Annotated in this window: 23 protein-coding genes, 2 tRNA genes and 1 pseudogene; 11 read left to right on the top strand and 15 right to left on the bottom strand. The window is 70.5% G+C overall.

What is annotated here, in order from left to right; genetic code table 11:
• Positions 1 to 16 precede the first annotated feature (16 nt).
• The 4 genes from QFZ64_RS18015 (at position 17) to pknB (ending at position 6,685) form a co-directional block, all read left to right on the top strand.
• Positions 17 to 1,543, top strand: coding sequence for a Stp1/IreP family PP2C-type Ser/Thr phosphatase (locus QFZ64_RS18015; protein ID WP_307066949.1), 1,527 nt, complete (start codon positions 17 to 19; stop codon positions 1,541 to 1,543).
• Positions 1,544 to 1,570: 27 nt separating this feature from the next.
• Positions 1,571 to 3,010: an FtsW/RodA/SpoVE family cell cycle protein gene (locus QFZ64_RS18010; RefSeq protein ID WP_307066947.1), complete on the top strand. Its 1,440-nt coding sequence runs from the start codon at positions 1,571 to 1,573 to the stop codon at positions 3,008 to 3,010.
• Complete coding sequence (locus QFZ64_RS18005) at positions 3,007 to 4,491, top strand: penicillin-binding protein 2 (protein ID WP_307066944.1); 1,485 nt, start codon at positions 3,007 to 3,009, stop codon at positions 4,489 to 4,491. Before QFZ64_RS18010 ends, QFZ64_RS18005 begins: the two co-directional genes overlap by 4 nt.
• Before the next feature lie 169 nt (positions 4,492 to 4,660).
• Complete coding sequence (gene pknB, locus QFZ64_RS18000) at positions 4,661 to 6,685, top strand: Stk1 family PASTA domain-containing Ser/Thr kinase (protein WP_307066942.1); 2,025 nt, start codon at positions 4,661 to 4,663, stop codon at positions 6,683 to 6,685.
• A 104-nt stretch (positions 6,686 to 6,789) separates the two neighbouring features.
• Here the strand turns inward: pknB and QFZ64_RS17995 are convergent, their stop codons facing one another.
• The 5 genes from QFZ64_RS17995 to QFZ64_RS17975 all read right to left on the bottom strand — a co-directional run bounded on the left by QFZ64_RS17995 (position 6,790) and on the right by QFZ64_RS17975 (position 11,156).
• Entirely contained in the window at positions 6,790 to 7,551 is a 762-nt protein-coding gene (locus QFZ64_RS17995) for a class E sortase (RefSeq protein ID WP_373430625.1), read from the bottom strand.
• A gap of 138 nt (positions 7,552 to 7,689) precedes the next feature.
• A complete protein-coding gene (locus QFZ64_RS17990; RefSeq protein WP_307071750.1) occupies positions 7,690 to 8,889 on the bottom strand; it encodes a class E sortase in 1,200 nt (399 codons plus the stop codon).
• A gap of 491 nt (positions 8,890 to 9,380) precedes the next feature.
• Positions 9,381 to 10,019, bottom strand: coding sequence for an aminodeoxychorismate/anthranilate synthase component II (locus tag QFZ64_RS17985; RefSeq protein WP_307066940.1), 639 nt, complete (start codon positions 10,017 to 10,019; stop codon positions 9,381 to 9,383).
• Positions 10,016 to 10,177, bottom strand: coding sequence for a hypothetical protein (locus tag QFZ64_RS17980; RefSeq protein WP_006141276.1), 162 nt, complete (start codon positions 10,175 to 10,177; stop codon positions 10,016 to 10,018). The genes QFZ64_RS17985 and QFZ64_RS17980 overlap by 4 nt, the downstream gene beginning before the upstream one ends.
• Before the next feature lie 130 nt (positions 10,178 to 10,307).
• The gene (locus QFZ64_RS17975) at positions 10,308 to 11,156 is read right to left on the bottom strand and encodes a DUF881 domain-containing protein (RefSeq protein WP_307066937.1); all 849 of its coding nucleotides are present in this window, start codon (positions 11,154 to 11,156) and stop codon (positions 10,308 to 10,310) included.
• Between the two features lie 153 nt (positions 11,157 to 11,309).
• Here QFZ64_RS17975 and crgA point away from each other — a divergent pair, with 153 nt between their 5' ends.
• Positions 11,310 to 11,567 carry a cell division protein CrgA gene (gene crgA / locus QFZ64_RS17970; RefSeq protein WP_307066936.1) on the top strand — a complete coding sequence of 86 codons (258 nt, stop codon included), beginning with the start codon at positions 11,310 to 11,312 and terminating at the stop codon, positions 11,565 to 11,567.
• A gap of 285 nt (positions 11,568 to 11,852) precedes the next feature.
• Here crgA and QFZ64_RS17965 read toward each other — a convergent pair whose 3' ends face one another.
• Positions 11,853 to 12,764, bottom strand: coding sequence for a rhomboid family intramembrane serine protease (locus tag QFZ64_RS17965; protein WP_307066935.1), 912 nt, complete (start codon positions 12,762 to 12,764; stop codon positions 11,853 to 11,855).
• A 273-nt stretch (positions 12,765 to 13,037) separates the two neighbouring features.
• Positions 13,038 to 13,571, bottom strand: a complete 534-nt coding sequence (locus tag QFZ64_RS17960; protein ID WP_307066934.1) for a peptidylprolyl isomerase — start codon at positions 13,569 to 13,571, stop codon at positions 13,038 to 13,040.
• A 220-nt stretch (positions 13,572 to 13,791) separates the two neighbouring features.
• Between QFZ64_RS17960 and QFZ64_RS17955 the strand changes: the two genes are divergently transcribed.
• Positions 13,792 to 14,493 carry a DUF5324 family protein gene (locus QFZ64_RS17955; protein ID WP_307066933.1) on the top strand — a complete coding sequence of 234 codons (702 nt, stop codon included), beginning with the start codon at positions 13,792 to 13,794 and terminating at the stop codon, positions 14,491 to 14,493.
• A gap of 407 nt (positions 14,494 to 14,900) precedes the next feature.
• Here the strand turns inward: QFZ64_RS17955 and QFZ64_RS17950 are convergent.
• Positions 14,901 to 14,973, bottom strand: a tRNA-Ala gene (locus tag QFZ64_RS17950).
• 185 nt (positions 14,974 to 15,158) lie between these two features.
• Between QFZ64_RS17950 and QFZ64_RS17945 the strand changes: the two genes are divergently transcribed.
• The gene (locus QFZ64_RS17945) at positions 15,159 to 15,707 is read left to right on the top strand and encodes a DNA-binding protein (RefSeq protein ID WP_307066932.1); all 549 of its coding nucleotides are present in this window, start codon (positions 15,159 to 15,161) and stop codon (positions 15,705 to 15,707) included.
• A gap of 62 nt (positions 15,708 to 15,769) precedes the next feature.
• Complete coding sequence (locus QFZ64_RS17940) at positions 15,770 to 17,377, top strand: serine/threonine-protein kinase (RefSeq protein WP_307066930.1); 1,608 nt, start codon at positions 15,770 to 15,772, stop codon at positions 17,375 to 17,377.
• Positions 17,378 to 17,463: 86 nt separating this feature from the next.
• On the opposite strand, the gene QFZ64_RS17935 is transcribed toward QFZ64_RS17940, so the two are convergent.
• Together QFZ64_RS17935 and QFZ64_RS17930 are read right to left on the bottom strand one after the other, a co-directional pair.
• On the bottom strand, positions 17,464 to 18,744 hold the full coding sequence (locus QFZ64_RS17935) for a hypothetical protein (RefSeq protein WP_307066928.1): 1,281 nt from the start codon (positions 18,742 to 18,744) through the stop codon (positions 17,464 to 17,466).
• Between the two features lie 386 nt (positions 18,745 to 19,130).
• On the bottom strand, positions 19,131 to 19,259 hold the full coding sequence (locus QFZ64_RS17930) for a DLW-39 family protein (protein WP_003999697.1): 129 nt from the start codon (positions 19,257 to 19,259) through the stop codon (positions 19,131 to 19,133).
• A gap of 261 nt (positions 19,260 to 19,520) precedes the next feature.
• Here QFZ64_RS17930 and QFZ64_RS17925 point away from each other — a divergent pair, with 261 nt between their 5' ends.
• The gene (locus QFZ64_RS17925; RefSeq protein WP_307066926.1) at positions 19,521 to 19,946 is read left to right on the top strand and encodes a DUF6344 domain-containing protein; all 426 of its coding nucleotides are present in this window, start codon (positions 19,521 to 19,523) and stop codon (positions 19,944 to 19,946) included.
• 1,434 nt (positions 19,947 to 21,380) lie between these two features.
• On the opposite strand, the gene QFZ64_RS17920 is transcribed toward QFZ64_RS17925, so the two are convergent.
• Positions 21,381 to 22,046 (bottom strand): YdcF family protein, encoded by a 666-nt coding sequence (locus QFZ64_RS17920; protein WP_307066924.1) that lies wholly within the window; start codon positions 22,044 to 22,046, stop codon positions 21,381 to 21,383.
• A pseudogene (locus tag QFZ64_RS17915) lies at positions 22,043 to 22,243 on the bottom strand (UTRA domain-containing protein); the annotation flags it as partial. The gene QFZ64_RS17920 and the pseudogene QFZ64_RS17915, both read right to left, overlap by 4 nt.
• On the opposite strand from QFZ64_RS17915, the gene QFZ64_RS17910 reads away from it, so the two are divergent.
• Positions 22,172 to 22,795, top strand: coding sequence for a hypothetical protein (locus QFZ64_RS17910; RefSeq protein ID WP_307071981.1), 624 nt, complete (start codon positions 22,172 to 22,174; stop codon positions 22,793 to 22,795). The pseudogene QFZ64_RS17915 and the gene QFZ64_RS17910 sit on opposite strands and share 72 nt — an antisense overlap.
• Positions 22,792 to 23,055, top strand: a complete 264-nt coding sequence (locus QFZ64_RS17905; RefSeq protein WP_307066922.1) for a tyrosine-type recombinase/integrase — start codon at positions 22,792 to 22,794, stop codon at positions 23,053 to 23,055. Before QFZ64_RS17910 ends, QFZ64_RS17905 begins: the two co-directional genes overlap by 4 nt.
• A gap of 69 nt (positions 23,056 to 23,124) precedes the next feature.
• Here QFZ64_RS17905 and QFZ64_RS17900 read toward each other — a convergent pair.
• From QFZ64_RS17900 to gyrA, 3 genes are all read right to left on the bottom strand, one after another.
• Positions 23,125 to 23,201 (bottom strand) — tRNA-Ile (locus QFZ64_RS17900).
• Between the two features lie 118 nt (positions 23,202 to 23,319).
• Positions 23,320 to 24,105 (bottom strand): DUF3566 domain-containing protein, encoded by a 786-nt coding sequence (locus tag QFZ64_RS17895; RefSeq protein ID WP_307066920.1) that lies wholly within the window; start codon positions 24,103 to 24,105, stop codon positions 23,320 to 23,322.
• Positions 24,106 to 24,123: 18 nt separating this feature from the next.
• Positions 24,124 to 26,718 carry a DNA gyrase subunit A gene (gene gyrA / locus QFZ64_RS17890; RefSeq protein ID WP_307066918.1) on the bottom strand — a complete coding sequence of 865 codons (2,595 nt, stop codon included), beginning with the start codon at positions 26,716 to 26,718 and terminating at the stop codon, positions 24,124 to 24,126.
• Positions 26,719 to 26,744 lie beyond the last annotated feature (26 nt).

Here is a 26,744-nt window from a genome sequence, read left to right as displayed (position 1 = left end):
GACGGGTGAGGTGCGCATGAGTCTGTCACTGCGCTTCGCCGCCGGATCGCACAAGGGCATGATCCGGGAGGGCAACGAGGACTCCGGATACGCCGGTCCCCGCCTGCTCGCCATCGCGGACGGCATGGGCGGCCAGGCCGCCGGCGAGGTCGCCTCCTCCGAGGTGATCTCCACCATCGTCGCCCTGGACGACGACGTCCCCGGCTCGGACATCCTCACCTCGCTGGGCACCTATGTGCAGCGCGCCAACGACCAGCTGCGCGCCATGGTCGAGGAGGACCCCCAGCTCGAGGGCATGGGCACCACGCTGACCGCGCTGCTGTGGACCGGGCAGCGGCTCGGCATGGTGCACGTCGGCGACTCCCGCGCCTACCTGCTGCGCGACGGCGTGCTGACCCAGATCACGCAGGACCACACCTGGGTGCAGCGCCTGGTCGACGAGGGCCGCATCACCGAGGAGGAGGCGACCACGCACCCGCAGCGGTCGCTGCTGATGCGTGCGCTGGGCAGCAGCGAGCACGTCGAGCCGGACCTGTCCGTCCGTGAGGTGCGGGCCGGCGACCGCTATCTGATCTGCTCCGACGGGCTGTCCGGCGTCGTCTCGCACCAGACGATGGAGGACACCCTCGCCAGCTACCAGGGCCCTCAGGAGACCGTGCAGGAGCTGATCCAGCTCGCGCTGCGCGGCGGCGGCCCCGACAACATCACCGTGATCATCGCCGACGTCCTCGACCTGGACGCGGGCGACACCCTCGCCGGGCAGCTCTCGGACACGCCGGTCGTGGTCGGCGCCGTCGCCGAGAACCAGGCCAACGCGCAGGACAACGGCATGATGCAGACCCCCGCCGGCCGCGCCGCCGGTCTGGGCAGGCAGGGCAGGGGCCAGGGCGGCGGCGAGTTCGGCCCGCCCGGCAGCGGCGACACCACCGGCTACGTGCCCGCGGGCAGCTTCGGCGACTACAGCGACGAGGACTTCGAGAAGCCCCGCAAGGGCCGCAGGTGGCTCAAGCGGAGCGTCTACTCCCTGCTGGTGCTCGCCGTGCTCGGCGGCAGCGCGTACGGCGGCTACCGCTGGACGCAGACGCAGTACTACGTCGGCGCCAACGGCGACCACGTGGCGCTGTACCGCGGCATCAGCCAGGACCTCGCCTGGGTGAACCTGTCCAAGGTGAACAAGGACCACCCCGAGATCGAACTCAAGTACCTGCCGCCGTACCAGCAGACGCAGGTGAAGGCGACGATCGCCGAAGGCGGTCTGTCGGACGCCCGTTCGAAGATCGACGAGCTGGCGGTCCAGGCCACGGCGTGCGAGAAGCAGGCCGCGCGCGAGGACGCCGAGAGCAAGAACAAGACCAAGCCCGACAGCGACAAGGGAACCGACGGCAGCAAGGGAACCAGCACGCACTCTCCGGCGTCCAACGCCTCGCCCGATCCGTCGAGCACCGCGTCGTCGGACAAGTCCAAGACCACACCCACTGCCAACCCCGGCCCCAGCCTCTCGGCGGAGGAGCAGAAGGTCGTCTCGCTGTGCGGTAAGCAGTAGGCAAGCCGTGAGGGGCCCTGTCACACGATGAGCAGTACTACCAACACGTCGACGCACCACACGTCCACGATCGGCTCGATCGGCACGCCGAGCCGCCGCAACACCGAACTGGCGCTGCTGCTGTTCGCGGTCGCCATCCCGGTGTTCGCCTACGCCAACGTCGGTCTCGCCATCAACGACCAGGTGCCGCCCGGCCTGCTCGCCTACGGCCTCGGCCTCGGTCTGCTGGCCGGCGTCGGCCATCTGGCGGTGCGCAAGTTCGCCCCGTACGCGGACCCGCTGATGCTGCCGGTGGCCACGCTCCTCAACGGGCTCGGCCTGGTCGTCATCTGGCGTCTGGACCAGTCCAAGCGGCTGCAGGCACTGCCCACCTTCGTGTCCGCGGCCCCCAGACAGCTCCTCTACACGGCCCTGGGCATCGCCCTGTTCGTGGCCGTGCTGGTCTTCCTCAAGGACCACCGCGTCCTGCAGCGCTACACCTACATCTCCATGGTGGGCGCGCTGGTCCTGCTGGTGCTGCCGCTCGTCCCGGGCCTCGGCGCCAACGTCTACGGCGCGAAGATCTGGATCTCCATCCCGGGCCTGGGCACCCTCCAGCCCGGCGAGTTCGCCAAGATCGTGCTGTCGATCTTCTTCGCCGGCTACCTGATGGTGAAGCGGGACGCGCTCGCCCTGGCCAGCCGCCGTTTCATGGGCCTGTACCTGCCCCGCGGCCGTGACCTCGGCCCGATCGTCGTCGTCTGGATCATCTCCATCCTGGTCCTGGTCTTCGAGACCGACCTCGGTTCCTCGCTGCTGTTCTTCGGCATGTTCGTCGTCATGCTGTACGTGGCCACCGAGCGCACCAGCTGGATCGTCTTCGGCCTGCTGATGTCCGCCGTCGGCGCGGTCGGCGTCGCCTCCTTCGAGCCGCACGTCCAGCAGCGCGTCCAGGCCTGGCTGAACCCGCTGCACGAGTACAAGCTCAGCCAGCAGGGCGTGGTCGGCCACTCCGAGCAGTCCATGGAGGCCCTGTGGGCCTTCGGCTCCGGCGGCACGCTGGGCACCGGGCTCGGCCAGGGCAACTCGGACCTGATCAAGTTCGCCGCCAACTCCGACTTCATCCTCGCCACCTTCGGCGAGGAGATGGGGCTGGCCGGCCTCATGGCGATCCTGCTGCTCTACGGGCTGATCGTGGAGCGCGGCGTGCGGACCGCCCTGGCCGCCCGCGACCCGTTCGGCAAGCTGCTCGCCGTCGGCCTGTCCGGCGCCTTCGCGCTGCAGGTCTTCGTCGTCGCCGGCGGTGTCATGGGGCTCATCCCGCTGACCGGTATGACGATGCCCTTCCTGGCCTACGGAGGTTCCTCCGTCATCGCCAACTGGGCCCTGATCGGCATCCTGCTGCGCATCAGCGACACCGCGCGCCGCCCGGCCCCGGCCCCCGCCCCCAACCCCGACGCCGAGATGACCCAGGTGGTCCGCCCGTGAACAAGCCCCTGCGCCGTATCGCGATCTTCTGCGGGTTGCTGATCCTCACGCTGCTTCTCCGCGACAACTGGCTCCAGTACGTCAAGGCCGACAGCCTCAAGGACGACACCCTCAACCGCCGGGTGGCCATTGCCCGGTACGCCACCCCGCGCGGCAACATCATCGTCGGGGGCTCCCCGATCACCGGGTCGGCCAAGACCTCGGGGGACAGCTACAACGACTTCGAGTACAAGCGCACGTACAAGAACGGCGCCATGTGGTCGCCCGTGACCGGCTTCGCCTCGCAGGCGTTCGGCGCCACGCAGCTGGAGTCCATCGACGACGACTGGCTCACCGGCGACGACGACCGGCTCTTCTTCCGCAACACGCTCGACATGATCACGGGCAAGAAGAAGCAGGGCGGCAACGTCGTCACCACCCTCAACGCCGCCGCGCAGAAGGCCGCCTACCAGGGCCTCTCGAAGGTCGGCGGCAAGGGCGCCGCCGTCGCCCTGGACCCGGAGACCGGCGCGATCCTCGCCCTGGCGTCCTACCCGTCGTACGACCCCTCGTCCTTCGCCGGCAACCGCGACTCCGACAGCAAGGCGTGGAGCAAGCTGCTGAAGAAGAACAACCCGGCCGAGCCGATGCTCAACCGGGCGCTGCGCGAGACCTACCCGCCGGGTTCGACCTTCAAGGTGGTCACCGCCGCCGCCGCGCTGGAGAACGGGCTGTACGACTCCGCGGACCAGAAGACCGACTCGCCGCTGCCGTACACCCTGCCGGACACCAGGACCGAGCTGAAGAACGAGGGCAGCATCCCCTGCAAGGACGCCACCATGCGCGTCGCGCTGCAGTACTCCTGCAACACCGTCTTCGGCAAGATCGGTGTCGACCTCGGCAAGGACAAGATGGCGAGCGAGGCCGAGAAGTTCGGCTTCAACGAGGAGCAGTTCACGCCGACCCGCTCCAACGCCTCCGTCTTCCCCACCAAGATGGACCGGCCGCAGACCGCGCTCAGCTCGATCGGCCAGTTCGAGACGGCCGCGACCCCGCTGCAGATGGCCATGGTCGCCTCCGCGGTCGCCAACGACGGCAAGCTGATGAAGCCGTACATGGTCGACAAGCTGCAGGCGCCCAACCTGGACGTGATGTCGCAGACCGACCCGGAGGAGATGAGCCGGCCGCTCAGCGAGAAGAACGCCCAGGTCCTGCAGTCGATGATGGAGACCGTCGTCGAGAAGGGCACCGGCACCAACGCGAAGATCGACGGCGCCACCGTCGGCGGCAAGACCGGTACCGCGCAGCACGGCGTCGACAACAGCGAGAAGCCGTACGCCTGGTTCATCTCGTACGCCAAGATGCCCGACGGCAGCAAGCCGGTCGCCGTGGCCGTCGTGGTCGAGGACGAGGACGCCAACCGTGACGACATCTCCGGTGGCGGTCTGGCCGCGCCGATCGCGAAGAATGTGATGCAGGCGGTCATCAACAGCAAGAAGTGACCCCCGTCACGTCCCCTTCACATCGGCGCACGTTGCGATACCGGTCCGGTATCGGGTGCCGGGAGTGGCCAGGTCACACAGAGCGAGCCGGGTACCGTAGGCCCGGCAGCACACCGCCTCACCGCACGCGGGTGTGGTCGGGACCGACGGAGAGGGCTGGTAGGTAACCATGGAAGAGCCGCGTCGCCTCGGCGGCCGGTACGAGCTGGGCCAGGTGCTCGGCCGTGGTGGCATGGCCGAGGTCTACCTCGCGCACGACACCCGGCTCGGCCGCACCGTGGCGGTGAAGACGCTGCGGGCGGACCTCGCGCGCGATCCGTCGTTCCAGGCCCGGTTCCGCCGGGAGGCCCAGTCGGCCGCCTCGCTCAACCATCCCGCGATCGTCGCGGTCTACGACACGGGCGAGGACTACGTCGACCAGGTCTCGATCCCGTACATCGTCATGGAGTACGTCGACGGTTCGACCCTGCGTGAACTGCTGCACAGCGGGCGCAAGCTGCTGCCCGAGCGGTCCATGGAGATGACCATCGGCATCCTCCAGGGCCTGGAGTACGCCCACCGCAACGGCATCGTGCACCGCGACATCAAGCCCGCCAACGTCATGCTCACCCGGACCGGCCAGGTCAAGGTGATGGACTTCGGCATCGCCCGCGCGATGGGCGACTCCGGCATGACGATGACGCAGACCGCGGCCGTCATCGGCACCGCCCAGTACCTCTCCCCGGAGCAGGCCAAGGGCGAGCAGGTCGACGCGCGCTCCGACCTGTACTCCACCGGCTGTCTGCTCTACGAGCTGCTCACGGTCCGTCCGCCGTTCGTCGGCGACTCCCCGGTCGCGGTCGCCTACCAGCACGTGCGCGAGGAGCCGCAGGCGCCGAGCGTCTTCGACCCCGAGATCACGCCCGAGATGGACGCGATCGTGCTGCGGGCCCTGATGAAGGACCCCGACTACCGCTACCAGTCGGCCGACGAGATGCGCGCCGACATCGAGGCCTGCCTCGACGGCCAGCCCGTCGCGGCCACCGCCACGATGGGCTCGGTCGGCTACGCCGGCTACGGCGACGACCAGGCCACCACCGCCCTGCGCACGGACCAGGCCCCCGCGACGACGATGCTGCCGCCGGTCAACCCGGACGACGGCGGCTACGGCTACGACGACCGCCCCGACCGGCGCCGCCAGAAGAAGTCGAACACCTCGACGATCCTGCTGGTCGTGGCCGGTGTGCTGGTGCTGATCGGCGCGATCCTCATCGGCAAGTACCTGTTCACCGGTGACGGCGCGAACGACGACAGCGTGACCGTTCCGAACTTCGTCGGGCAGACGCTCGGTGACGCCCGGCGGCAGGCCGACAACACCGATCTGAAGCTGGCCACCACCAAGAAACCCTGCGACGACCAGCCCAAGGGCAACATCTGCTCGCAGAGCCCGGACCCCAAGTCGGACGCCAAGAAGGGCGACACCATCGACGTGGTGGTCTCCACGGGCGCGCCCAAGGTGGCGGTGCCGAGCGTGGTCGGCGACGACCTCGACGAGGCCACGACGAAGCTCGAGGGCGACAAGTACCAGTTCAACGTGAAGACGAAGACCAAGGAGTCCTCCGAGCAGCCGAACACGGTCCTCGACCAGGACCCGGCCCTCGGCACCGAGGTGCAGAAGGGCTCCACGATCACCCTGACGGTCGCCAAGGCCGAGTCGAAGTCCACGGTCCCGGACGTCACCGGCCAGAGCTGTGACGCGGCCAAGCAGCAGCTCCAGGACAACGACCTCACCGGCAACTGCACCGAGGTCGATACCGACGACCCCTCGAAGGTCGGCAAGGTGATCCAGACCTCGCCGCAGGCGGGTTCGCAGGCCGACAAGGGGTCGACGGTCACCGTCCAGATCGGCAAGGCGAAGAAGCAGGAACAGGTCCAGGTGCCGAACATCCTGGGGAAGAAGCTGAGGGACGCCAAGGCGGCTCTGCAGGGCGCCGGTCTGACGGTGGGGACGGTCACCGGCTCCCAGGACGACAACTCGTTCGTGTTCCAGTCCGACCCCGGCCAGGGCAACACCGTCGACAAGGGCTCGGTCGTCAACCTGACCACCGCCGGAGGCGGCGGGGGCGGGGGCAACAACGGCGGCGGTGACAACGGCGGCGGGAACGGCGGCTTCTTCGGCGGAGCCACCGGCACGGCGTTCCGCACGGAGGACTGACCTCCCTCCGGCTCCGCACCACGAGGAAGGCCCTGGCACCCGCTCCCGGGTGCCAGGGCCTTCCTGTGTCGCCTGTTGCCGGAGGCCGGTGGAGGTGGCTCAGCTCAGTCGAGTTCCTTCGGCGGGGTGCGGTCGGCGTCGACCTTGTCCACGCGGATCAGCTTGCCCCAGACCACGTAGCGGTACCGGGAGGTGTAGACCGGGGTGCAGGTGGTCAGCGTGATGTAGTGGCCCGGCTTTTTCACGCCCGCCTGCTCCGGCACGGAGCCGAGGACCTTGACGTTGTACTTCGACGTCTCGGGCAGGATCGCGAAGACCTTGTAGACGTACCAGTCGTCCTTCGTCTCGAAGACGACCGGGTCGCCCTTCTCCACCTTGTCTATGTTGTGGAACTTCGCCCCGTGCCCGTCCCGGTGCGCGGCCAGCGTGAAGTTGCCGGTCTTGTCGGTGGTCGGCAGGGTCGCCTTGACGGGGTCCGTGTAGTAGCCGGCCACACCGCCGTTGAGGATGTCCGTGGCCGTGCCCCTGCGGACCAGCACCTCGCCGTTCTTCATCGACGGCACGTGCAGGAACCCGATGCCGTCCCCGGTGTCCAGGGCGCCCGGTCCCTTGCCGCCGGGCTCGGAGGCCTCCCAGTTGTGGCGGACCTTGTCGGCACGCCTGTCCGCCTGACGGTCCGCTATCACATTGGTCCACCACAGCGAGTAGACGACGAACAGGCCGAGCACCAGGCCGCCGGTGATGAGGAGTTCACCGAACACGCCGACCGCGGTGGCGATCGGTCCGCCCCCGCGCCGGCGGCGCCGGTCACCGCCCCCCGTACCGGAGTTCGCGTCCGGGGCCGGGTCCGGTCCGGTTGACGGCACGTCGGTCCCCTCGTCGCGGCCGGTCGTCGTTCCCACTGCATCCGCCCCGTCTGTTCCGTCTGTTCCGTCTGCGTACGTCCTGCTGGCGCGCACACGCTACTGGACGGGCCGCCGCCGACGGACGAGCCGACCGACGAACTACTGCACGAGCGCGTCCGGCTTGCCGTCGCCGCGCGGCCGTTCCTCGACCATCTTTCCCCAGACCACCAGGCGGTACTTGCTGGTGAACTCCGGTGTGCACGTGGTCAGTGTGATGTAGCGGCCCGGCCCGGTGAAACCCGAACCCGCGGGGACGGGGTCGAGGACCGCGGTGTTCGAGGGGGAGGTCACCGGGAGCACCGAGGCCATCTTGTACACGAAGTAGGTGTCCTGCGTCTCCACCACGATCGGGTCGCCCGGCTTGAGGCGGTTGATGTAGCGGAACGGTTCACCGTGGGTGTTGCGGTGGGCGGCGAGCCCGAAGTTGCCGGTCTTCGCGTCGGGCATCGCGGTCTTCAGCGTGCCCTCGCCGTAGTGGCCGACCATGCCCTTGTCCAGCACGTTCGTCTTGCTGGTGCCCTCGGCGATGGGGGCGACGACGTCCAGCCTGGGGATGTGCAGGATGGCGAAGCCCTGGCCGGGCTCGAACTCGCCGGGGGCGCGCTTGCCGCTGGCCCAGTCCTGCTGGAGGTGTTTCGCGGCGCTGCCCGCCTCCTTGTGCGCGCGCACGTTCGACCACCAGAGCTGGTAGGTGACGAACAGCAGCATCAGCACGCCGGCGGTGATGAACAGCTCGCCCACGGCCCGGCTCACCACCACGGCCGGTCCCGGCCGCCGTGCCCGCGCGGCGCGGCGCGACTCGACCCGGGAGCGCGGTGCGGCACCCTCGCCCTCGCCTCCGCCGTCGCGGCTCGCGACCGGCTGCCCGGCGGTGCCGTGCCCCGGGCGTCGGCCGTGCCGCTTCGCCGCCTTGCGCCGCTCCGCCCGGGTTCCGACGGGGGTACCGCCGACCACGGCGGCCCTGCGTCGCGCCTCGGCGACGGCGGAGGGCCCCAACGCCATGGTCTCGTCGCTTCCACCGGCCGTCCGGAGGCTCTCCCCGGCCGCCGTCGACGTCCCCGCCGTCCCAGGGGCCTCGGGAGCCCCCGGCGTCCCGTCCGGTGCCCGCACGTGGGCGTTCACGGGCGACTCCGGCGGGCCGTCCACCGGCCGCCCGTGCCGCGCGGGGCGACTGCGCGGGGCGCCCCCGGCCGCGGGACCACCCCGCCGGGCCCCGTACGCGGCATCGGCGGCTCCGGGGACGCCGTGTGCGCCGTAGGCGGCCGACGTGTCGTAGGCGGCCGACGGATCGAAGGGCATCGCGTTTCCGGGGGCGCCGGGCGCGCCGCCTGGGGAGACGGCCTGCTGCTCGGCGGGCAGCGGGCCGCCGTACGCGGCCGGGGCGTCCCGGCGCGGCGAGCCTCCGTGGCCGGCGCCGGTGTACCCCGCCGGGTCCGGATACTCGGCGGCCCTGCCGTGCGCGGCCGGCCCCGGGACGCCGGATCCGGGCCCGCCGTACGGCGGGCCACCGGCGGAACCGGGCGGCGTGCCGTACGGCGGCAGCGGGGCCGTTCCGTCGGCGGCGTACGGAGGCAGGAGCGCCGTGCTGTCCGTGCTGCCCGTGTTGTCTTGGGCGTACGGCGGCAGCACCGCCGTATCGTCGGCGTACGGCGGCAGCACCGCCGTGCCGTCGTGGGCCCCCTGGGCCGCCCCGTCCCCGTACCACCGCTGCTGCTGCCCCGCCCCGTACGGGGAACCCTGCGGACCGGCGCCGCTCGCGGCGCCGGTGTCCCGCTCGGGGCGCAGCGCGGTCACGCCGTGGCCCTGCCCACCACCGGGGCGAGCCCCGCCGACCTCGCCACGGCCGCCCCGTCCCCGCACTCCGCCAGCCAGTTGGCCAGCATCCGGTGGCCGTGCTCGGTGAGCACCGACTCCGGGTGGAACTGCACGCCCTCGACGGGGAGTTCGCGGTGCCGCAGGCCCATCACGATGCCGTCCTGGGTGCGGGCGGTGACCTCCAGCACGGCCGGGACCGTCGTCGGCTCGGCGGCCAGCGAGTGGTAGCGCGTCGCGGTGAACGGCGACGGCAGCCCCGCGAAGACCCCCGTGCCGCCGTGCTCGACCTGCGAGGTCTTGCCGTGCAGGAGTTCCGGCGCGCGGTCCACCACACCGCCGTACGCGACCTGCATCGACTGCATGCCGAGACAGACCCCGAAGACCGGCACCCCGGTCGCTGCGCAGTGCCGGACCATGTCCACGCACACCCCGGCCTCCTCGGGCCTGCCGGGGCCGGGCGAGAGCAGCACGCCGTCGAAGCCGTCCTGCGCGTGCGCGGTGGACACCTCGTCGTTGCGCAGCACCTCGCACTCCGCGCCGAGCTGGTACAGGTACTGCACGAGGTTGAAGACGAAGCTGTCGTAGTTGTCGACGACGAGAATCCGCGCGCTCACTGGTTGTCCACCGTCACATCGTTGAAGGGCAGCAGCGGCTCGGCCCAGGGGAAGACGTACTGGAACAGGACGTAGACCACGGCCAGGATCAGTACGAGTGAGAGGAACGCCCGCACCCACGCGTTTCCCGGCAGATGCCGCCAGATCCAGCCGTACATGCCGTCCCTTCCCTCGTATCACGGCACCGGACTCACGCCGCACGGCACCAGACTAACGGCGCGGGGCTCCGGGTTTCCGGGCCTCGGGATCACTTCACCGCCGCCGGGCACGGTTTTTACGGCGCCGGTGTCACTCCACTGGCCGGGCGTAGTGCAGGTCCACCGTGCCCGTGTAGCCGGGCAGCGTGACGGTTCCGTCCTCGGTCACCTTCCAGCCGAGCCCGTAGACGTTGACGTAGACCATGTAGTTCTGGATGGCGGGGGAGGCGGCGAGAGCGTCCTGGAGCTTCTCCGGGTCGCCGACCGCGCTGATCTTGTAGGGGGGCGAGTAGACGCGGCCCTGGAGGATCAGCGTGTTGCCCACGCAGCGCACCGCGCTGGTGCCGATCAGCCGCTGGTCCATGACCTTGATCCCCTTGGCCCCGCCCTTCCACAGCGCGTTGACGACGGCCTGGAGGTCCTGCTGGTGGATGACCAGGTAGTCGGGCTGCGGCTCGGGGTAGCCGGGCAGCTTGGCCGTGGCGTTGGGCGGGGCGTCGTCGAGGGTGACGGTGACGGCGCCGCCCTTGAGCGGGCGGGTGCCGGCGTTCTTCTCCAGCGCGGACAACCGGGCCGTGTCCGCCTCAAAGTCGCCGCCGGCGGTGCGCTTGGCAAGGGACTCGACGTCGTCGCGGAGCCGGCCGTTGGACTCGTCGAGGCGTCCGTTCTTCTGGCTGCGCTCCTGGATGAGGTCGGAGAGCTTCAGCAGCGAGGCGTCGGTGCGGATGTTGGTGCCCTTGGCCGTGTTGAAGCTGGTGAAGAAGAGGAGCCCGGCGAGCGCGAAGACGCCCACCGTGAGCACGCGGACCGGGGGGAAACGGCGCGGGCGGGGGGAGGGGGACGAACCGGTGGGGCCGGGAGGGGGAGCATCGGAGGGCGCGGAGGGGCCCGTTCCGGGGGTGCCGGAACCGGATTCGGGAGAGTCGGCCGAATTGCTCAACGTACCCTTATCTCCTTGGACGCCGTGGAAGCACTACGCTAACGGACGCCTGGGGGAGCGTTGGGGTGACCTTGTACGTCCCCTTGTACGCTGCTCCGGGCCTGCCCCAGTTTCCCTGCGCGGCCACGCAGCGCATCGACAGGAGAGACCCTCGTGCCGAAGTCACGTATCCGCAAGAAGGCCGACTACACGCCGCCCCCGTCGTCGAGGCAGGCGGCCAGCATCAAGCTGACCAACCGCAGTTGGGTCGCACCCGTCATGCTGGCCATGTTCGTCATCGGCCTGGCGTGGATCGTCGTCTTCTACGTCACCGACGGGTCCCTGCCGATCGACGCGCTCGACAACTGGAACATCGTGGTCGGCTTCGGGTTCATCGCCGCCGGGTTCGGCGTCTCCACCCAGTGGAAGTGACGTTGTCCACAGAGTTTTCCACAGGTTCGGCGACCAGTGGAAAAAGAACGACGATCTGTGGATAACTCATCGGCCGTTGACGCCGGTGTGACAGACACACCGGAAGTCGGAAACTTGTTCGCCCCCTGGCTCACCTGCGGAAACTCCGTTCGGTGACAGGGGTCGCGGTTGTTCTCCACGGACCGCACAGGATTCGCCACTCGCTGTGGACAAGGCTGGGTACAACCCGGCCCCCGTCACCCGGTCCGCCCGCCCCCCGGGGTCCGGCCGCCGGGGCGCGACAGCTCAGGTGAGCTGCGCGGTTCTGACCACCGTCATGACGATCACGACCGCCAGCACCAGCGCGCACGTGCCGTACTGGATCGACGCGCGGCGCTCACGCGGTGCATGCACCATGGCGTAACCGATCACGACACCGGCCACGAGACCGCCGATGTGCGCCTGCCAGGCGATGCCGGGCCAGGCGAACGTGATGATCAGGTTGATCGTCAGCAGGGCGAGCACCGGGCGCATGTCGTAGTTGAGCCGGCGCACGAGGACCGCGATGGCGCCGAACAGGCCGAAGATCGCGCCGGAGGCGCCCAGCGAGGGCTGGGTGGGTGCTGCGGTCAGATAACTGAGCGCGCTGCCGGCCAGCCCCGAGACCAGGTAGAGCGCGAGGAAGCGGGAGCGGCCGAGGGCCTTCTCCAGCGGGGCACCGAGCCACCACAGGGACAGCATGTTGAAGATGACGTGCGTGTAGCCGCCGTGCAGGAACATCGCGGTCAGCAGCCGGTAGTACTGGCCCTCCGCGATCCCTTCGAGCGGGCTGTAGCCGGTGTACGAGGCCCGGCCGAGCAGTTCGAAGCGGTGGGTGAAGTCGTCGCCGAGGCTCTGCTGGACCAGGAAGAGGGCGAGGTTGAGCCCGATCAGCACCTTGGTGACCAGGTTCGGGTCGGCGGTGACCGTGCCGCCCGCGAGGGTGCGGGGGCGGGCGGCCGAGTGCGGGTGTCCGGTGCCGGAACCGCGGTTGGCGCAGTCCGGGCACTGGAAGCCGACGGAGGCGTCGACCATGCACTCGGGGCAGATGGGGCGCTCGCAGCGGGTGCAGCGGATCCCCGTCTCGCGGGCGGGGTGCCGGTAACAGACGGGCAGCTCCGAGGAACCGTGCGGGTTCTCCTCGCGCGGCCCCTGCGGGCTGCCTGGCGCGTGGTCCATGCCGGTCCCCTTCTTCTTCCTCCGTACGACGGCGTACCCCGCCCCCGCGGCCTCGCTGTCACCGCTACCCCGGCGACGTCCGCGGACCCGCGATCCTACGGACTCTACGGACGGGCGGGGCGCTTGGTTCCCCGATGTTCACGGCCGGTGTCCACCGGCCTGTTCACGCCGGTTGTCCGCGCGGCCGGTACCGAGAGGGTCGATGTCGGGAAGGCCCGGTGCCGAGAGGGGCTGGTACTGGAAGGGGCCGGTGTGGAAAGGGTACCGACGGTCTCAGGACGGGCGGGTCTCGACGACGACGGTCTCCAGGACGATGTCGTCGACCGGACGGTTGGTGCGGGGGTTCACCGGGGTGAGGGCGATGGCGTCCACGACCTTCTGTCCGGCCGGATCGACGACCTCGCCGAAGATGGTGTGCTTGCGGGTCAGCCAGGTCGTCGGGGACACGGTGATGAAGAACTGGGACCCGTTGGTGTTCGGCCCGGCATTCGCCATGGCCATCAGATACGGCTTGTTGAACGACAGGTCCGGGTGGAACTCGTCGTCGAACTGGTACCCGGGATCGCCGGTGCCGTTGCCCAGGGGGTCACCGCCCTGGATCATGAATCCGCTCATCACACGGTGGAAGACCGTGCCGTCGTAGAGCCGGTCCGCCGACTTCTCGCCGGTGACGGGGTTGGTCCACTCGCGCTCCCCCGTGGCGAGCTCGACGAAGTTCCGCACCGTCCGGGGCGCGTGGTTCGGCAGCAGCCGGACCTCGATGTCGCCGAGGCTGGTCTTCAAGGTGGCGTAGAGCTGCTCGGCCACGATGTGCCTTCCGTCGTCTTCCTGTGCGCGTCCGATCCTCGCACGTCCGGTGCCCCGCGTACGCCGCCCCCGGCCGTCTTCCGCCCGTCTTCCGCTTGTCCGACGGCCGTCCAACGTGACCCGGATGCCCGCCTTCGCATGCCTGGCTGCCTCCGCACAGGCATGATCCGTAAAAGGGTGGAAAGTCGAATTACCGTACGCCACCGAGGAGGAGGAACCCGTGACCCGCATCGACAGCGTGCGCGCCGCGACCGGTTCGGCGAAGGACAGCGTGCTGCACGCCGCGGAAGTGGTGGCGCCCTACGCCGACACGGCCAAGGTGAAGGCCGCGCACTACACGACCGAGGCCCGCGTACGGCTCGCGCCGAAGGTCTCCCGCGCCGCCGAACAGGCCCGTCATCAGTACAAGGCCCAGCTCGCGCCGCGTCTCGAACAGGCTCTCACCCATGTGCCGCCGAAGGTCGACCAGGCGGCGCAGGAGGCGGCCGTGCGTACCCGCAAGGCCGCCCGGCAGGCCGCCGACTACTCGCGGCCGCGCATCGAGCAGGCGATGGCCGCGACCGGCCCCGTGCGCGAGGAGGCCGCGGCCCGCTCCGCCGCGGTCCTGGCCGCCCTGCGCGGCCAGGTGTCGTCCCAGGAGCTCCAGCGGCTGATCCGCAGGCAGCAGCGGCGCTCCCGGGCCGGCCGGGTGGCCAAGGGTCTGCTGGTGGCGGGCGTCCTGGCCGGCGGCGCGGTCGCCGCCTGGAAGTGGTGGGACAAGCAGGCCAACCCCGACTGGCTGGTCGAGCCGCCCGCCGCGACCGAGGTGCCGGCCGGTGGTCCGCTGACGGCGGTCGACGGCAGCGGCAAGTCCGTGCTCGACCCGGAGGTCCAGGCCAAGCAGGCGGAGGAGGAGGCTTCGGACCGCGACGACCGCGCGTGAACCGGCCCCGGCCGCTCCTTCGACAGGGGTGTGGGGCGGAGACTTCCTGGTCTCCGCCCCACACCCCTGTCGCTGTTCCACGTGGGACCACGCCCCGCGCACGGACCGTTTACGCCTCTCCTGCGCGATGACGTTTGCAACGCCCCAAGTGCGAGAGTTCCACACCGGCTCCACTAACGGAGTGCTCCCTTCTGGTTACGCGCCCGACGTCGATCCAGCTCACACAGCGTGAGCCGAACCCCGCCGCGACCCAGGTACGGCGACGCTCCGGCCGGACCGACCGGTCGGCCCCCGTCGACACCCCATCCCTTTGCGCAAATAAAGCAAACCGTGCTCGCGGGACGTGACGGGGAGGGCACGAAAAAACCGGCCGGCTGCCCGAAAGGGCAGCCGGCCGGTACCGGATGTGGAGCCTAGGGGAGTCGAACCCCTGACATCTGCCATGCAAAGACAGCGCTCTACCAACTGAGCTAAGGCCCCGGAGGGGTGGCGACCGGCCGCCGGATCACACCTGCCGACGGGCGCCGGGGACCAGAGTACCGGGTCACCCCGGGTATCCCGCAAAAAAGAGGGGGGTCCCCGGAAACGACCACGCTCCGTAAGATGCTCGGCGAGGTTCGCTGTAGCGAACCGCAGTCCTTGGGGAAGCGCGATGGGGAGACGCAATGGACGCCGCACAACAAGAAGCCACCGCCAGAGCGCGGGAGCTTCAGCGGAACTGGTACGGGGAGCCGTTGGGGGCGCTCTTCCGTAGGCTCATCGACGATCTCGGCCTCAATCAGGCACGGCTCGCGGGCGTACTGGGCCTGTCCGCACCGATGCTGTCGCAGCTGATGAGCGGTCAGCGGGCCAAGATCGGCAATCCGGCGGTGGTCCAGCGGGTGCAGCTGCTGCAGGACCTGGCGGGGCAGGTCGTGGACGGCAGTGTGAGCGCCGCGGAGGCGACCGAACGGATGGAGGAGATCAAGAAATCACAAGGGGGCTCCGTGCTCAGCAACACCGCGCAGTCGACGAGCGGTTCCGGTGCTCCCACGGTCAAGCGGGTGGTGCGCGAGATCCAGTCGCTGCTGCGCTCGGTGGCCGCCGCGGGCGACATCATAGAAGCGGCCGACACCCTCGCCCCGACCCACCCCGAGCTGGCAGAGTTCCTCCGGGTGTACGGCGCCGGACGCACCTCCGACGCGGTCGCCCACTACCAGTCCCATCAGAACTGACGCCGTCGGCCCGGCCGCCACGCCGACGGCGGGCCGGGCCGAAGGGAGCGCGTCGCGCAGTCATGGGTGAGGTCTTCGCCGGACGGTACGAACTGGCCGACCCGATCGGTCGCGGGGGAGTCGGCGCGGTCTGGCGCGCCTGGGACCACCGGCGACGCCGGTACGTGGCCGCCAAGGTGCTGCAGCAGCGCGACGCCCACGCGCTGCTGCGCTTCGTGCGGGAGCAGGCACTGCGCATCGACCACCCGCACGTGCTCGCGCCGGCGAGCTGGGCCGCGGACGACGACAAGGTCCTGTTCACCATGGACCTCGTCGCCGGCGGCTCCCTCGTCCACCTCGTGGGCGACTACGGCCCGCTGCCGCCCGCGTTCGTCTGCACGCTCCTCGACCAGCTGCTGTCCGGGCTGGCCGCGGTGCACGCCGAGCACGTCATCCACCGTGACATCAAGCCCGCCAACGTGCTGCTGGAGGCGACCGGCACCGGCCGCCCCCGGCTGCGGCTGTCCGACTTCGGCATCGCGATGCGGCTCGGCGAGCCGCGGCTGACGGAGGCGGACTACGTCGTCGGGACCCCGGGCTACCTCGCGCCCGAGCAGGTGCTGGGCAGCGAACCGGACTTCCCCGCCGACCTGTTCGCCGTGGGCCTGGTCGCGCTGTATCTCCTCCAGGGCGCCAGACCCGACGCCCAGGCGCTCGTGGAGCACTTCATCGCGCACGGCACACCGAGCGCCCCCCGAGGCGTCCCCGACCCGCTGTGGCAGGTCGTGGCGGGCCTCCTCCAGCCCGACCCCTCGGCACGGTTCCGTACGGCCACAGGGGCACGCAAGGCCCTCGCGGCGGCGGTGGAGCTGCTGCCCGCGCCGGGCGACGACGGCCCCGACGAGCAGATCGAGATCTTCGACCAACTGGGACCGCTGCCGGACGGGTTCGGCCCGCAGGGACCGACGGGCGGAGCGGGACGGCGCGGCAGGACGACGCCGACGGGCGGGGCGGAACGCCTCAGCGGGAGGACGCCTGCGGGCGGGGGCAGTGGCTCGGGGGCCCTGGGCGCAGGGGCTGGAGGGTCCGCCGGCTCGGGCCCGGGGTCCACCGCGAGCGCGCCGGCGCCCGCCCGCCCCCTCGTGCCGCCGTTGCCGCCCCTGCCGCCGCCCCGGCTGCCCGTCCCCGGGGCGGCGGACGTGACCGCTCCACCGGCGGCGACGCCGGACCCGGCGGCGCGGCAGGTGCCACCGCCTCCCGCCGAGGCGCCCGACCCGACTCTCCCGCCCCCGTCGCGGCCCCCGCGGGCGAGCGGCATGTCCGACACCGGCAGCTTCCACCTCCCTCCCCCGCAACCCCGGCCGCACGTACCGGAACCGGCGCCCAGGGCCCCGGAGCCGACGTACGTCCCCACGCCCGGGAGCACGCCGCCCGCGCCGACGGCCGGAGCGGGCGGCACGGCCGGCGTGACAGGTGCGGGGACCGTGCACCAGGCGTACGGCGTCGTGGTGGGCGCCCCCAGCGCCGTACTGGCCCCGCCGGCCGAGCGGCCTCCGGCGGGCAGGGGCCCCGTACGGCACGGCCGGCGGGCGGCCCGTCGCCCCGGCCCGCCCGCCCGGATAACCGTGCCGGTGCTGTTCCTCGCGCTCGTCTGCTACGCGGTCGGCTTCTGGGCCCTGGCACGCATCTGATCCGCGTCCGACCCATGTCCGACCCATGTCCGACCCGTACGAGAACCGGACGCGGGGCGGGCGGACCGGGGAAAGGGGAACGGGGTTCAGCCCGTCCGACGAGGACGACGACGACGGCTCAGCAGGGTCCACAGGCCGAGCCACAGGACCAGCAGACTGCCCGTGCCCAGTCCCCCCGCGGCGACCAGTTTCATCGCGCCGCTCCCCGGGCCGCCGCCACCGCCACTGCCGTCGCCCGGACCCCCGCCCGTCCCGGCCACCGCCTCCCGCCGCGTCCCCGCGGTGACCTCGAAGACTCCGCCCGGCGCGGACCGCCCCATGTACACCGGCCCCGAGCGGGCGGTGCCGCTCACCCGTATCCGCAGCGTCAGCCCGAACGGCCCGTCGCCGAACCGGTCCGCGACCGGGGTGCCGAGGTGCACCGCCAGGTAGTACCAGCCCGCGAACCTCATCGCGCCGATCCGGTCCTCGGAGGCGTACCGGTTCTCGTACGCCACCGGCGGCAGCGGTCGCAGGGAGGTCGTGGACCGCTCACCGCCGTAGCCGGTCTCCGCGTCGTCGACCCGGCCGCGCACCGGGTTGTACAGGGACATCGTGAGCGCGGTGCCGACGAAGCCGCCGCCGTCGCCGCCGTCGTCGCCGCCGCCCGTGCCGTCGGCGAGTTCGGCGGTGGCGTAGAGCTGCTGCCCCCAGTCGACGGGCACCTTGTAGAAGCGCGTCTGCCCGGGCCGTACGTCGTCCTCCCAGACCCCCTGTTCGAGGGCGCGGGCGGCGGCGAACCCGGCGCCGCCGACCCGCCGTACCGGATCGCCGGACAGAGGTTCGGGGGCGGCGGAGTTCCAGGTCCCGGGCGCGGTGTCGCCGGTTCCCCGGGGCCCGGGCTCGGTCACGTAGTCGAGTTCCAGGTCCCAGTCGCCGGAGGAGGACGAGGCGCCGGACACACCGGCTGCCCCGCGCCGCTCGACGAGCGCGTAGTACGTCCCGGCCCCCCGGCACAGGTACGAGCCGCCCTCACCGGTCTCCCGCCCGGCCCAGGCGGCGACGGGGTGGGCGCTGCGGGTGGGGCCGAAGTGCACGGTGCCGGTGGAGCAGAGGTGCCCGTCGGCGTCCTGCACGGAGACCCGCAGACCGTCCGCGGAGGCGACCCGGGCGCCCGGCCGGGGGGCGGCGGTGGCGGAGACGTAGGCGTTCGTGGTGGCGTCGAGGTCGAGGCGGTAGAGGAGCGTGGCGCCGTCGGGCAGGGTGCCGCGGTAGGTGCCACCGGGGTCCAGGCGGGCGGCGTCCCCGGCAACGGAGGCGCCCTTGATCTCCCGGTCGTCCTCCCCGAAGGCATACGGGTACGAGCCGTCCGCAGCTCCCGGCACCACGTCAACAGCGCTTGTCGATACACCTGTTGCGGAGGCATCCGCGGCGGAGTAAGGGCCCGCCGCGCACAGGGCGACGGTCACGACCGTGCAGAGGGCGGCCGACACCCCGGGGCGCCGGCGGACCGGGGGCCGCCCGGGCAGCCCCGTCTCCGTACGCCGCCGCATCCCACGCCCCCTCGTCGTCGCGCCCCGCCGTGGCCCCGGACCGCCGCCCATCCTGCCCCGCGCGGCCGCCGGTCACTCCCGCATTTCGCACAAGCGGCCGAAACGCTCCCCCGGGGTGCCGCCCGCCCACACACAAAACCCCGACCGCGTCGGCGGTCGGGGCCTGTTCACGACTGCTGTCCGTCGTACGACTGCTGCGGGTCAGTACTGGGTACTGCTCCTCACGAACCCGTGGGCACGGAGTCGGTCGCCTCCGTCCACAGATCCTGCTCGGCGCGATCCGCCTGGATCTGGCGGTACACGAGGAGCCCGCCGATGGCGGCCAGTGCGACCAGGAGAAGCTTCTTCACCGCGCGACCTCGTCTTTCCTTGACGTAGGGGACCTCTGGCGCCCGACTATACACACCGACCGATATCGATCGGTGACCTGCATCGGCCGCCCATATCCGGTCTCTTTCCGGCCTTTCGAGGAACATTCCGGTCCCCGCGCCGCCGAACGGGTGGTGTTCATCCGACGATCAACGCGCCACGGGCGTCGGTCCCCCACTTCGCGATCCGCATACACATCATGAGCAAAGTACGCAAATCGCCCGACCCGAAAGTGAGGGGCCATGGCCCGCACCACGGTCATGAAGCTGTGGACCGCCGTCGTCACCGCCTTCCTGGCGCTGTGCACGACCCTCGGACTGATCACGACGACCGCCGCCGCGTCCGTACCCCGCAGCGAGCCGGCGCGCAACACCGGCGCCACGACGGCGGTCGCCCCGGCACCGCAGCCGGCGCTCCCACCCAAAACCTGGGACAGGTCCCTGCCCCCCACGATGAAGCAACGCATCCGCGCCGAGGCGCACGGTTCCTCCCCGTCCTGCCGCCGCCACCGCCCCACCGACGCCACGGCCTTCGACGCCCCCGCCTGCGACACCGCCACGGCCCATGCCTCCACCGCTCTCCGCTCCGCCGAGCCCCCCGCCGCACACGCGACCCCACCGGCTGCCGCCGCCCCGCCCGTCCGCCCCCGCCACCCCCTGCAGCGCTGAGCAACCCGCTCGACCGCCGCCCACGACCCGACAGCACCACCCGCCCCACCAGCCACCCACGGACCGCACAGCCCCGCGAAGACCCCGACCACACCGGTCGGGGGTCTTCGCGTTCCGTTTTCCGCCAGGGCACTGCCCTGATGCGGTTGATCAGGTCGACGACCACGCCCAGGACCAGCGACCAGCCGAAGCAGAGGTACAGCCGGCCCCTAGCCGCTTGCTCCTGCTGGCAGCCGCTTGCTCCTGCTGGACGGCGCTTCGGGGAGCAGGACATCGCCCACCCGCACTGGCCTGTCCGGGCCGGCGACGCCGCGCCCTGTACGGCGCCGGTGACGACCGACCACGATGAGCGCCACTGCCACGCCGGACAGAAGGCCGCCGCCCGGAAGTACGTCTCGGATGACGACAGTTGCGCCGCCATGTACCGATGCACCGGGTGCTGCCCCCTCGAAGATCCGAACGCGCGAGTGATTCCCCACGGACCACGGCGGCATGCCAACCGGCTCGGCAGGGCGATCGGGGGGCGCCCGCGATGTCAGCCGTATCGACGTCACACGTGAACGCTGTCATCCAGAACGCGGAAGACCCCCAGCCGTTACCGACTGGGGGTCTTCTCGCTGGTGGGGCTAACAGGATCTGAACCTGTGGCCTCATCCTTATCAGGTCGATCGCAGGGGTTTGCCAACGTCGTCCAATCGCCCCCGTGCCTCGGCCGATCGTTCAGTGGGGTTCGGTTTCGACCGCTGCCGTTCGCGCTTGTTGGTGTCAGCCGCCGCAGTCGGTCTTGACAAGGGCTTGTCTCGTCCGGCAAGACCAGTTCTGATCTGGGCTGCGATTTACAACCCAAAGGGTCCGATGGTCTGACCGGGAGTGCTCACTGTGCCCAGCCCTCGTGCGAATTCATGGCTTGCAGCCCCACGCTCCAGTGCCCCGCGCTCTCCCGTGCCGCCTCTACGCCGAAGCGCGATCAAGCAGCCACCGATCACGGCTGCGAACACAACCGCCAAGGAAACAATGGCGCTCATGAGGCCCCCATTCATGACGGAGCCATCCTGTGGCCCCCTTTGATCTACACAGTCTGCGGGGCTGCTGCCTCGAAGGCAACGTGGTCCACCCAACCCCTGGCCGGAGACCTTCTCCTCCGGTCTTAACCAACCATCCTCCCCAGCTCCCACCCCGTCCGCCGTCGACCCACACACCGTGGAGCAGGCGTGGTTCATGGCGTCCAGGTGGAGCGCGCCACTGTACGAACGACCTGGACGCCATGTGCCGTGTCTGCTCGGCTCCGCCTGGGTCGACGGTGGACGGGATGGGAGCCCACTACGCACGCCACCCACGGACCCGCAGTCGGCGGCGGTGCCCCCTCCATCCTGGTGCCGGCCGATCCCCCGCATGAGGTAGAGAAACCTGTAACAGCTCCCGCCCTCGCCCGGGTCAAGCCGAAGGCACATCGGTGGTCACGAGTCGGCTCGTGAAGCCTGCTTGGCGTAGGCGCTCGTACGCCTCGATGATGTCGGCAGGTACTGGCTGGCTGATCATGAATCCCTGCTCCGGGTAGACCATCAGCCGTTGCACCGCACCGACAAGCATGTCGATCACTAGGCGGGCGTCACCGATGGAGTCGGCGTACTGCTCGAACGTCATCGGGGCGGAAGCGCTGATGACCTCGACTTCGGGCCAGAGCTTGCGTGCGGTTGCGTACGCTCGGCGCTCCTCGTACGGCTTGCTGATCAGGAGTACCGAGGACACCTTGACGCCGGCCTTCTCCAACAGCTCTCGTGAGAACCGGATGTTCTCGCCTGTGTTGCGGGCGCGCGGCTCTACGAGAATGGCCGTGCCCGGAACACCGAGTTCGAGCGCTCGTTCCCGGTAGTGGACGGCTTCCCCGCGGGGCATGCGTTCCCGCGTCGTGGGGCTGGTGGCGCCGGTGAACAGGAGCAGGGGGGCCATGCCGCGCTTGTAGAAGTCCACCGCCGTGTCGGCCACGCCCAGGTCGTGGCTGCCGAGTCCGATGGCAACCGAGCACGGGCGGGGTGAGTGGCCCATCTGGTGGTAGTCCCACACGCGCCGGGCGTCTGCCCAATCCTGTGTCGAGATCACTGCCGGTCTTCCTTGTCCTTCGCCGAGTCGGGCACCTTGAAGTCGTACTCCCACGCGAAGCGCGATGCCGCGTGTACCCCGATGGCGAACTCCACCACAGTGCCAGCCGCCGTGTAGGTCGTCCGATGCAGCTCGACGCCCGGTTCACCCGGTGGCAGCTGGAGCTTCTTCGCCTCGTCCGACGTGGCGGCACGGGCCCGGCGCAGATTCGCGCCTTCATGGCGACGCTGAGGCGGGAGGAAGTCGGCGCCTCGGCCCGCTTCGAGGTCCTCCGCGTCCTGCGCAACGCACTCAACCGGGCCATGCGCGAGGAGCTGGTCACGCGCAACGTCGCGCTGCTGGTCGACATGCCCAAGGTCACCAAGGACAAGGGCACGGCGTGGAACGCCAGGGAGGCCATCGCGTTCCTGCGGTCGGTCCGCGCCCACCGGCTCCACGCGGCCTGCGTCCTCGTCCTGGTCCTCGGGCTCCGCCGCAGCGAGGTGCTCGGCCTGCGCCGGCAGGACATCGACTTCGAGGCCGGCCACTTCACCCCGGTCAAGCAGGTGCAGCGAGAGAAGGGCGTCGGCCTGGTCCTCAAGGACCTCAAGACCGAGTCCTCACAGGCCGTGCTCCCGCTCCCCGAGTTCTGCGCCCGCGTCCTGGGCGAGCGCCGGGAGCTGCAAGAGTTGGAACGGAAGATCGCCGGTGGGCACTGGTGCAGGATCCGGGGCATGACCTGGTCTTCTCCTCGGAGCACGGCGGCATGATCGATCCGGTGGGCTTCTCCCGCACCTTCGATCGCCTCGTGAAGCGGGCCGGCGTCCGCCGGATCACGGTCCGCCTCGCCCGGCACACGTGCGGGACCCTGCTCGCCTTCCTCAAAGTGCATCCCAAAGTGGCTCAAGCGATCCTCCGGCACAGTCAGATCAGCATGACCATGGACGTGTACACGCACGTCGTAGGCGACAGCGAGCGCGAAGCGGTGGGCATGCTCGCCGAGCTTCTGGAAGACCCGCTCATCGGCTGATCGCCGCCGTTGGTGTCAAGCATGGGTGTCAAAAGACCCCCGGCCCTATTGGACCGGGGGTCTTCTCGCTGGTGGGGCTAACAGGATTTGAACCTGTGGCCTCATCCTTATCAGGGATGCGCTCTAACCAACTGAGCTATAGCCCCGCCGCGCTCTGCGGTGGTGTGCCGCGCGCTGACTCCTGAAGATTAGCGCACGACGCGGGCAGTCCCAAAATCCGTTGTCCAGGGCCGCCCCCGCCGCGGATGTGCGGGTACGTCCCGCCTACTCGTCCTCCGCCAGCGTCAGCTCGATGCCGCCGACGAACCCCGCCGAGAGGTTGTAGATGAAGGCGCCCAGCGTGGCGAGCGCCGTCGCGAGGACGACGTCGATGACCGCGATGATCGCCGCGAACAGCAGGACGTGCGGGAGGGACAGATAGGCCTGGAGGTCGAACCCGTTCGACTCGTTGGAGCCGGTGGCCTCGGAGATCGTGCCGCCGACCGTGGAGAAGACGCCCATCGCGTCCATGACCATCCACAGCACCGCCGAGGCGACGATCGTGCAGACGCCCAGCGCGATGGAGAGCAGGAAGCTGACCTTCATCACCGACCAGGGGTCGGCCCTCGACACGCGCAGCCGCGCCTTGCGGGTGCGCGGCGTGGTGCTCGCACCGGTGCGCGGGCGGCGCACGGCGCCCGCGGGGGGCGTCTGGTAGGCCTGCGGGGGGTGGTAGGGGCCGTCGGCGCCTTGCTGCGGCTGCCGTTCCCCCGGCAGCGGCGAGCCGGGAGCGGGCTGCTCCACGGAGCCGCCGGCGCCCGCGGACCGGCCCGCGCCCTTCCCCTTGCCGGCGGCGCCGACACCGGCTCCGGCGGCGCCGGACTGTCCCGCCCGCCCGCCGCCCGTCGCGTACGGCTGGGTCCCCGGACCCCGGGTCTCCGTCACAGTTCCCCCCTGGGGTCCATGAGTCTCATGGGAGTCGGCCGCATCCGCGGCGGAGCCACGGCCGCCGCCGTCCGTTTCCGTACCCGTAGGGGTACCGGTCGAGCCGGCGCCCGTGGCTCCGCTCACGATGACTCACTCCTCGTGCTACTCGGCCGGGGGCGCCTCGCCCTCGTCCGTGCCGGTGGTCGCGGCACCCTCGGCGGTCTCGTCGACGGCCACATCGCCGTCGACCTCCTCCGCCTCACGTCCCGCCTCGGCGTTGCGAGCGATGCCGACGACGGCATCGCGCTTGCCCAGGTTGATCAGTTGGACACCCATGGTGTCACGGCCCGTCTCCCTGACCCCGCTGACTCGCGTGCGAATCACACCGCCGGACAGCGTGATGGCGAGGATCTCGTCGGTCTCCTCGACCACCAGCGCGCCGACGAGCTCCCCCCGGTCCTCGACGATCTTGGCAGCCTTGATGCCGAGACCGCCGCGGCCCTGGACGCGGTACTCGTCCACGGCGGTCCGCTTCGCGTACCCGCCGTCCGTGGCAGTGAACACGAACGTACCGGGTCGAACAACATTCATCGAGAGGAGCTCGTCGCTCTCGCGGAAGCTCATTCCCTTGACACCGGAGGTCGCCCGGCCCATGGGCCGCAGCGACTCGTCGGTGGCGGTGAACCTGATCGACTGGGCCTTCTTGCTGATCAGCAGCAGATCGTCGTCGGAAGAGACGAGTTCGGCTCCGATCAGTTCGTCGTCGCTCCCGTCCTCCCGCTCGCGCAGATTGATCGCGATGACGCCACCGGAACGCGGCGAATCGTAATCCTTCAGAGGCGTCTTCTTGACCAGACCGCCCTTGGTGGCGAGCACCAGGTACGGCGTGGCGTCGTAGTCCCGGATGGCGAGGATCTCGGCGATCGCCTCGTCCGGCTGGAAGGCGAGCAGGTTCGCCACGTGCTGGCCGCGCGCGTCGCGCCCGGCGTCGGGCAGCTCGTAGGCCTTGGCCCGGTACACGCGGCCCTTGTTGGTGAAGAACAGCAGCCAGTGGTGCGTGGTGGAGACGAAGAAGTGGTCGACGATGTCGTCCTCCTTCAGCTTCGCCCCGCGCACCCCCTTGCCGCCGCGCTTCTGGGCCCGGTAGTCGTCGGCCTTGGTCCGCTTGACGTAGCCGCCGCGGGTGACCGTGACGACGATGTCCTCCTCGGCGATCAGGTCCTCGATGGACATGTCGCCGTCGTAGGGCACCAGCTTGGTCTGCCGGTCGTCGCCGTACTTCTCGACGATCGCGGCGAGTTCCGCGCTGACGATGCCGCGCTGGCGGACCGGCGAGGCGAGGATCTCGTTGTACTCGGTGATCTTGGCCTGGAGCTCGTCGTGCTCCTGGACGATCTTCTGGCGCTCCAGGGCGGCCAGCCGGCGGAGCTGCATCTCCAGGATGGCGTTGGCCTGGATCTCGTCGATCTCCAGGAGGCCCATCAGGCCGCCACGCGCGATCTCGACGGTGTCGCTGCGCCGGATCAACGCGATGACCTCGTCGATCGCGTCCAGCGCCTTGAGCAGACCGCGCAGGATGTGCGCCCGCTCCTCGGCCTTGCGCAGCCGGAAGCGGGTCCGGCGGACGACGACCTCGATCTGGTGCGTCACCCAGTGGCGGATGAACGCGTCCAGGGAGAGCGTGCGCGGCACACCGTCGACCAGGGCCAGCATGTTGGCGCCGAAGTTGGTCTGCAGATCGGTGTGCTTGTACAGGTTGTTCAGGACGACCTTGGCGACCGCGTCCCGCTTGAGGACGATCACCAGGCGCTGGCCGGTGCGCGAGGACGTCTCGTCGCGGACGTCGGCGATGCCGCCGACCTTGCCGTCCTTCACCAGGTCGGCGATCTTCTGCGCGAGGTTGTCCGGGTTGGTCTGGTAGGGCAGCTCGGTGACCACCAGGCACTGGCGGTTCTGGATCTCCTCGACCGCGACCACCGCGCGCATGGTGATCGAGCCGCGGCCCGTGCGGTACGCCTCCTCGATGCCCTTGCGGCCCACCACCAGGGCGCCGGTCGGGAAGTCGGGGCCCTTGATGCGCTCGATCAGCGCCTCCAGGAGCTCCTCCTGGGGGGCCTCCGGGTGCTCCAGGCACCACTGGGCGCCGGCCGCGACCTCGCGCAGGTTGTGCGGCGGGATGTTGGTGGCCATGCCGACCGCGATGCCCGCCGAGCCGTTGATCAGCAGGTTCGGGAAGCGGGAGGGCAGGACGGTCGGCTCCTGGGAGCGGCCGTCGTAGTTGTCCGTGAAGTCGACGGTCTCCTCGTCGATGTCGCGGACCATCTCCATCGACAGCGGCGCCATCTTGCACTCGGTGTACCGCATGGCCGCCGCCGGGTCGTTGCCCGGGGAGCCGAAGTTACCGTTGGAGTCCACCAGCGGCATCCGCATCGACCACGGCTGCGCGAGGCGGACCAGCGCGTCGTAGATCGAGGAGTCGCCGTGCGGGTGGTAGTTGCCCATGACGTCGCCGACGACGCGGGCGCACTTGTAGAAGCCGCGCTCGGGGCGGTAGCCGCCGTCGTACATCGCGTACAGCACGCGGCGGTGGACGGGCTTGAGCCCGTCCCGCACGTCGGGCAGCGCACGCGAGACGATGACGGACATCGCGTAGTCGAGATACGAGCGCTGCATCTCCGTCTCGAGCCCTACGGGCTCGACACGCTGGGCGATGACGCCGCCCTCTTCAGGAGTGACGGGAGTGTTCTCGTCGGCCATTGCTGGTGAAGATCCTTCCTTGTGCG

It is taken from the genome of Streptomyces sp. B3I8, from assembly GCF_030816915.1.
Lineage (GTDB): Bacteria > Actinomycetota > Actinomycetes > Streptomycetales > Streptomycetaceae > Streptomyces.
This window is presented reverse-complemented; position numbering and strand designations above follow the sequence as displayed.

Bases quoted from the DNA above. Each gene is read 5' to 3' on its own strand.
- QFZ64_RS17910 (WP_307071981.1), top strand. From the start codon at position 22,172: ATGCAGCTCGACGCCCGGTTCACCCGGTGGCAGCTGGAGCTTCTTCGC.
- gyrA (WP_307066918.1), bottom strand. From the start codon at position 26,718: ATGGCCGACGAGAACACTCCCGTCACTCCTGAAGAGGGCGGCGTCATC.
- QFZ64_RS17990 (WP_307071750.1), bottom strand. From the start codon at position 8,889: ATGCCCTTCGATCCGTCGGCCGCCTACGACACGTCGGCCGCCTACGGC.
- QFZ64_RS18015 (WP_307066949.1), top strand. From the start codon at position 17: ATGAGTCTGTCACTGCGCTTCGCCGCCGGATCGCACAAGGGCATGATC.
- QFZ64_RS17945 (WP_307066932.1), top strand. From the start codon at position 15,159: ATGGACGCCGCACAACAAGAAGCCACCGCCAGAGCGCGGGAGCTTCAG.
- QFZ64_RS17905 (WP_307066922.1), top strand. From the start codon at position 22,792: ATGATCGATCCGGTGGGCTTCTCCCGCACCTTCGATCGCCTCGTGAAG.
- QFZ64_RS17940 (WP_307066930.1), top strand. From the start codon at position 15,770: ATGGGTGAGGTCTTCGCCGGACGGTACGAACTGGCCGACCCGATCGGT.
- QFZ64_RS17965 (WP_307066935.1), bottom strand. From the start codon at position 12,764: ATGGACCACGCGCCAGGCAGCCCGCAGGGGCCGCGCGAGGAGAACCCG.
- QFZ64_RS18010 (WP_307066947.1), top strand. From the start codon at position 1,571: ATGAGCAGTACTACCAACACGTCGACGCACCACACGTCCACGATCGGC.
- QFZ64_RS17925 (WP_307066926.1), top strand. From the start codon at position 19,521: ATGGCCCGCACCACGGTCATGAAGCTGTGGACCGCCGTCGTCACCGCC.
- QFZ64_RS17980 (WP_006141276.1), bottom strand. From the start codon at position 10,177: ATGTACGGCTGGATCTGGCGGCATCTGCCGGGAAACGCGTGGGTGCGG.
- pknB (WP_307066942.1), top strand. From the start codon at position 4,661: ATGGAAGAGCCGCGTCGCCTCGGCGGCCGGTACGAGCTGGGCCAGGTG.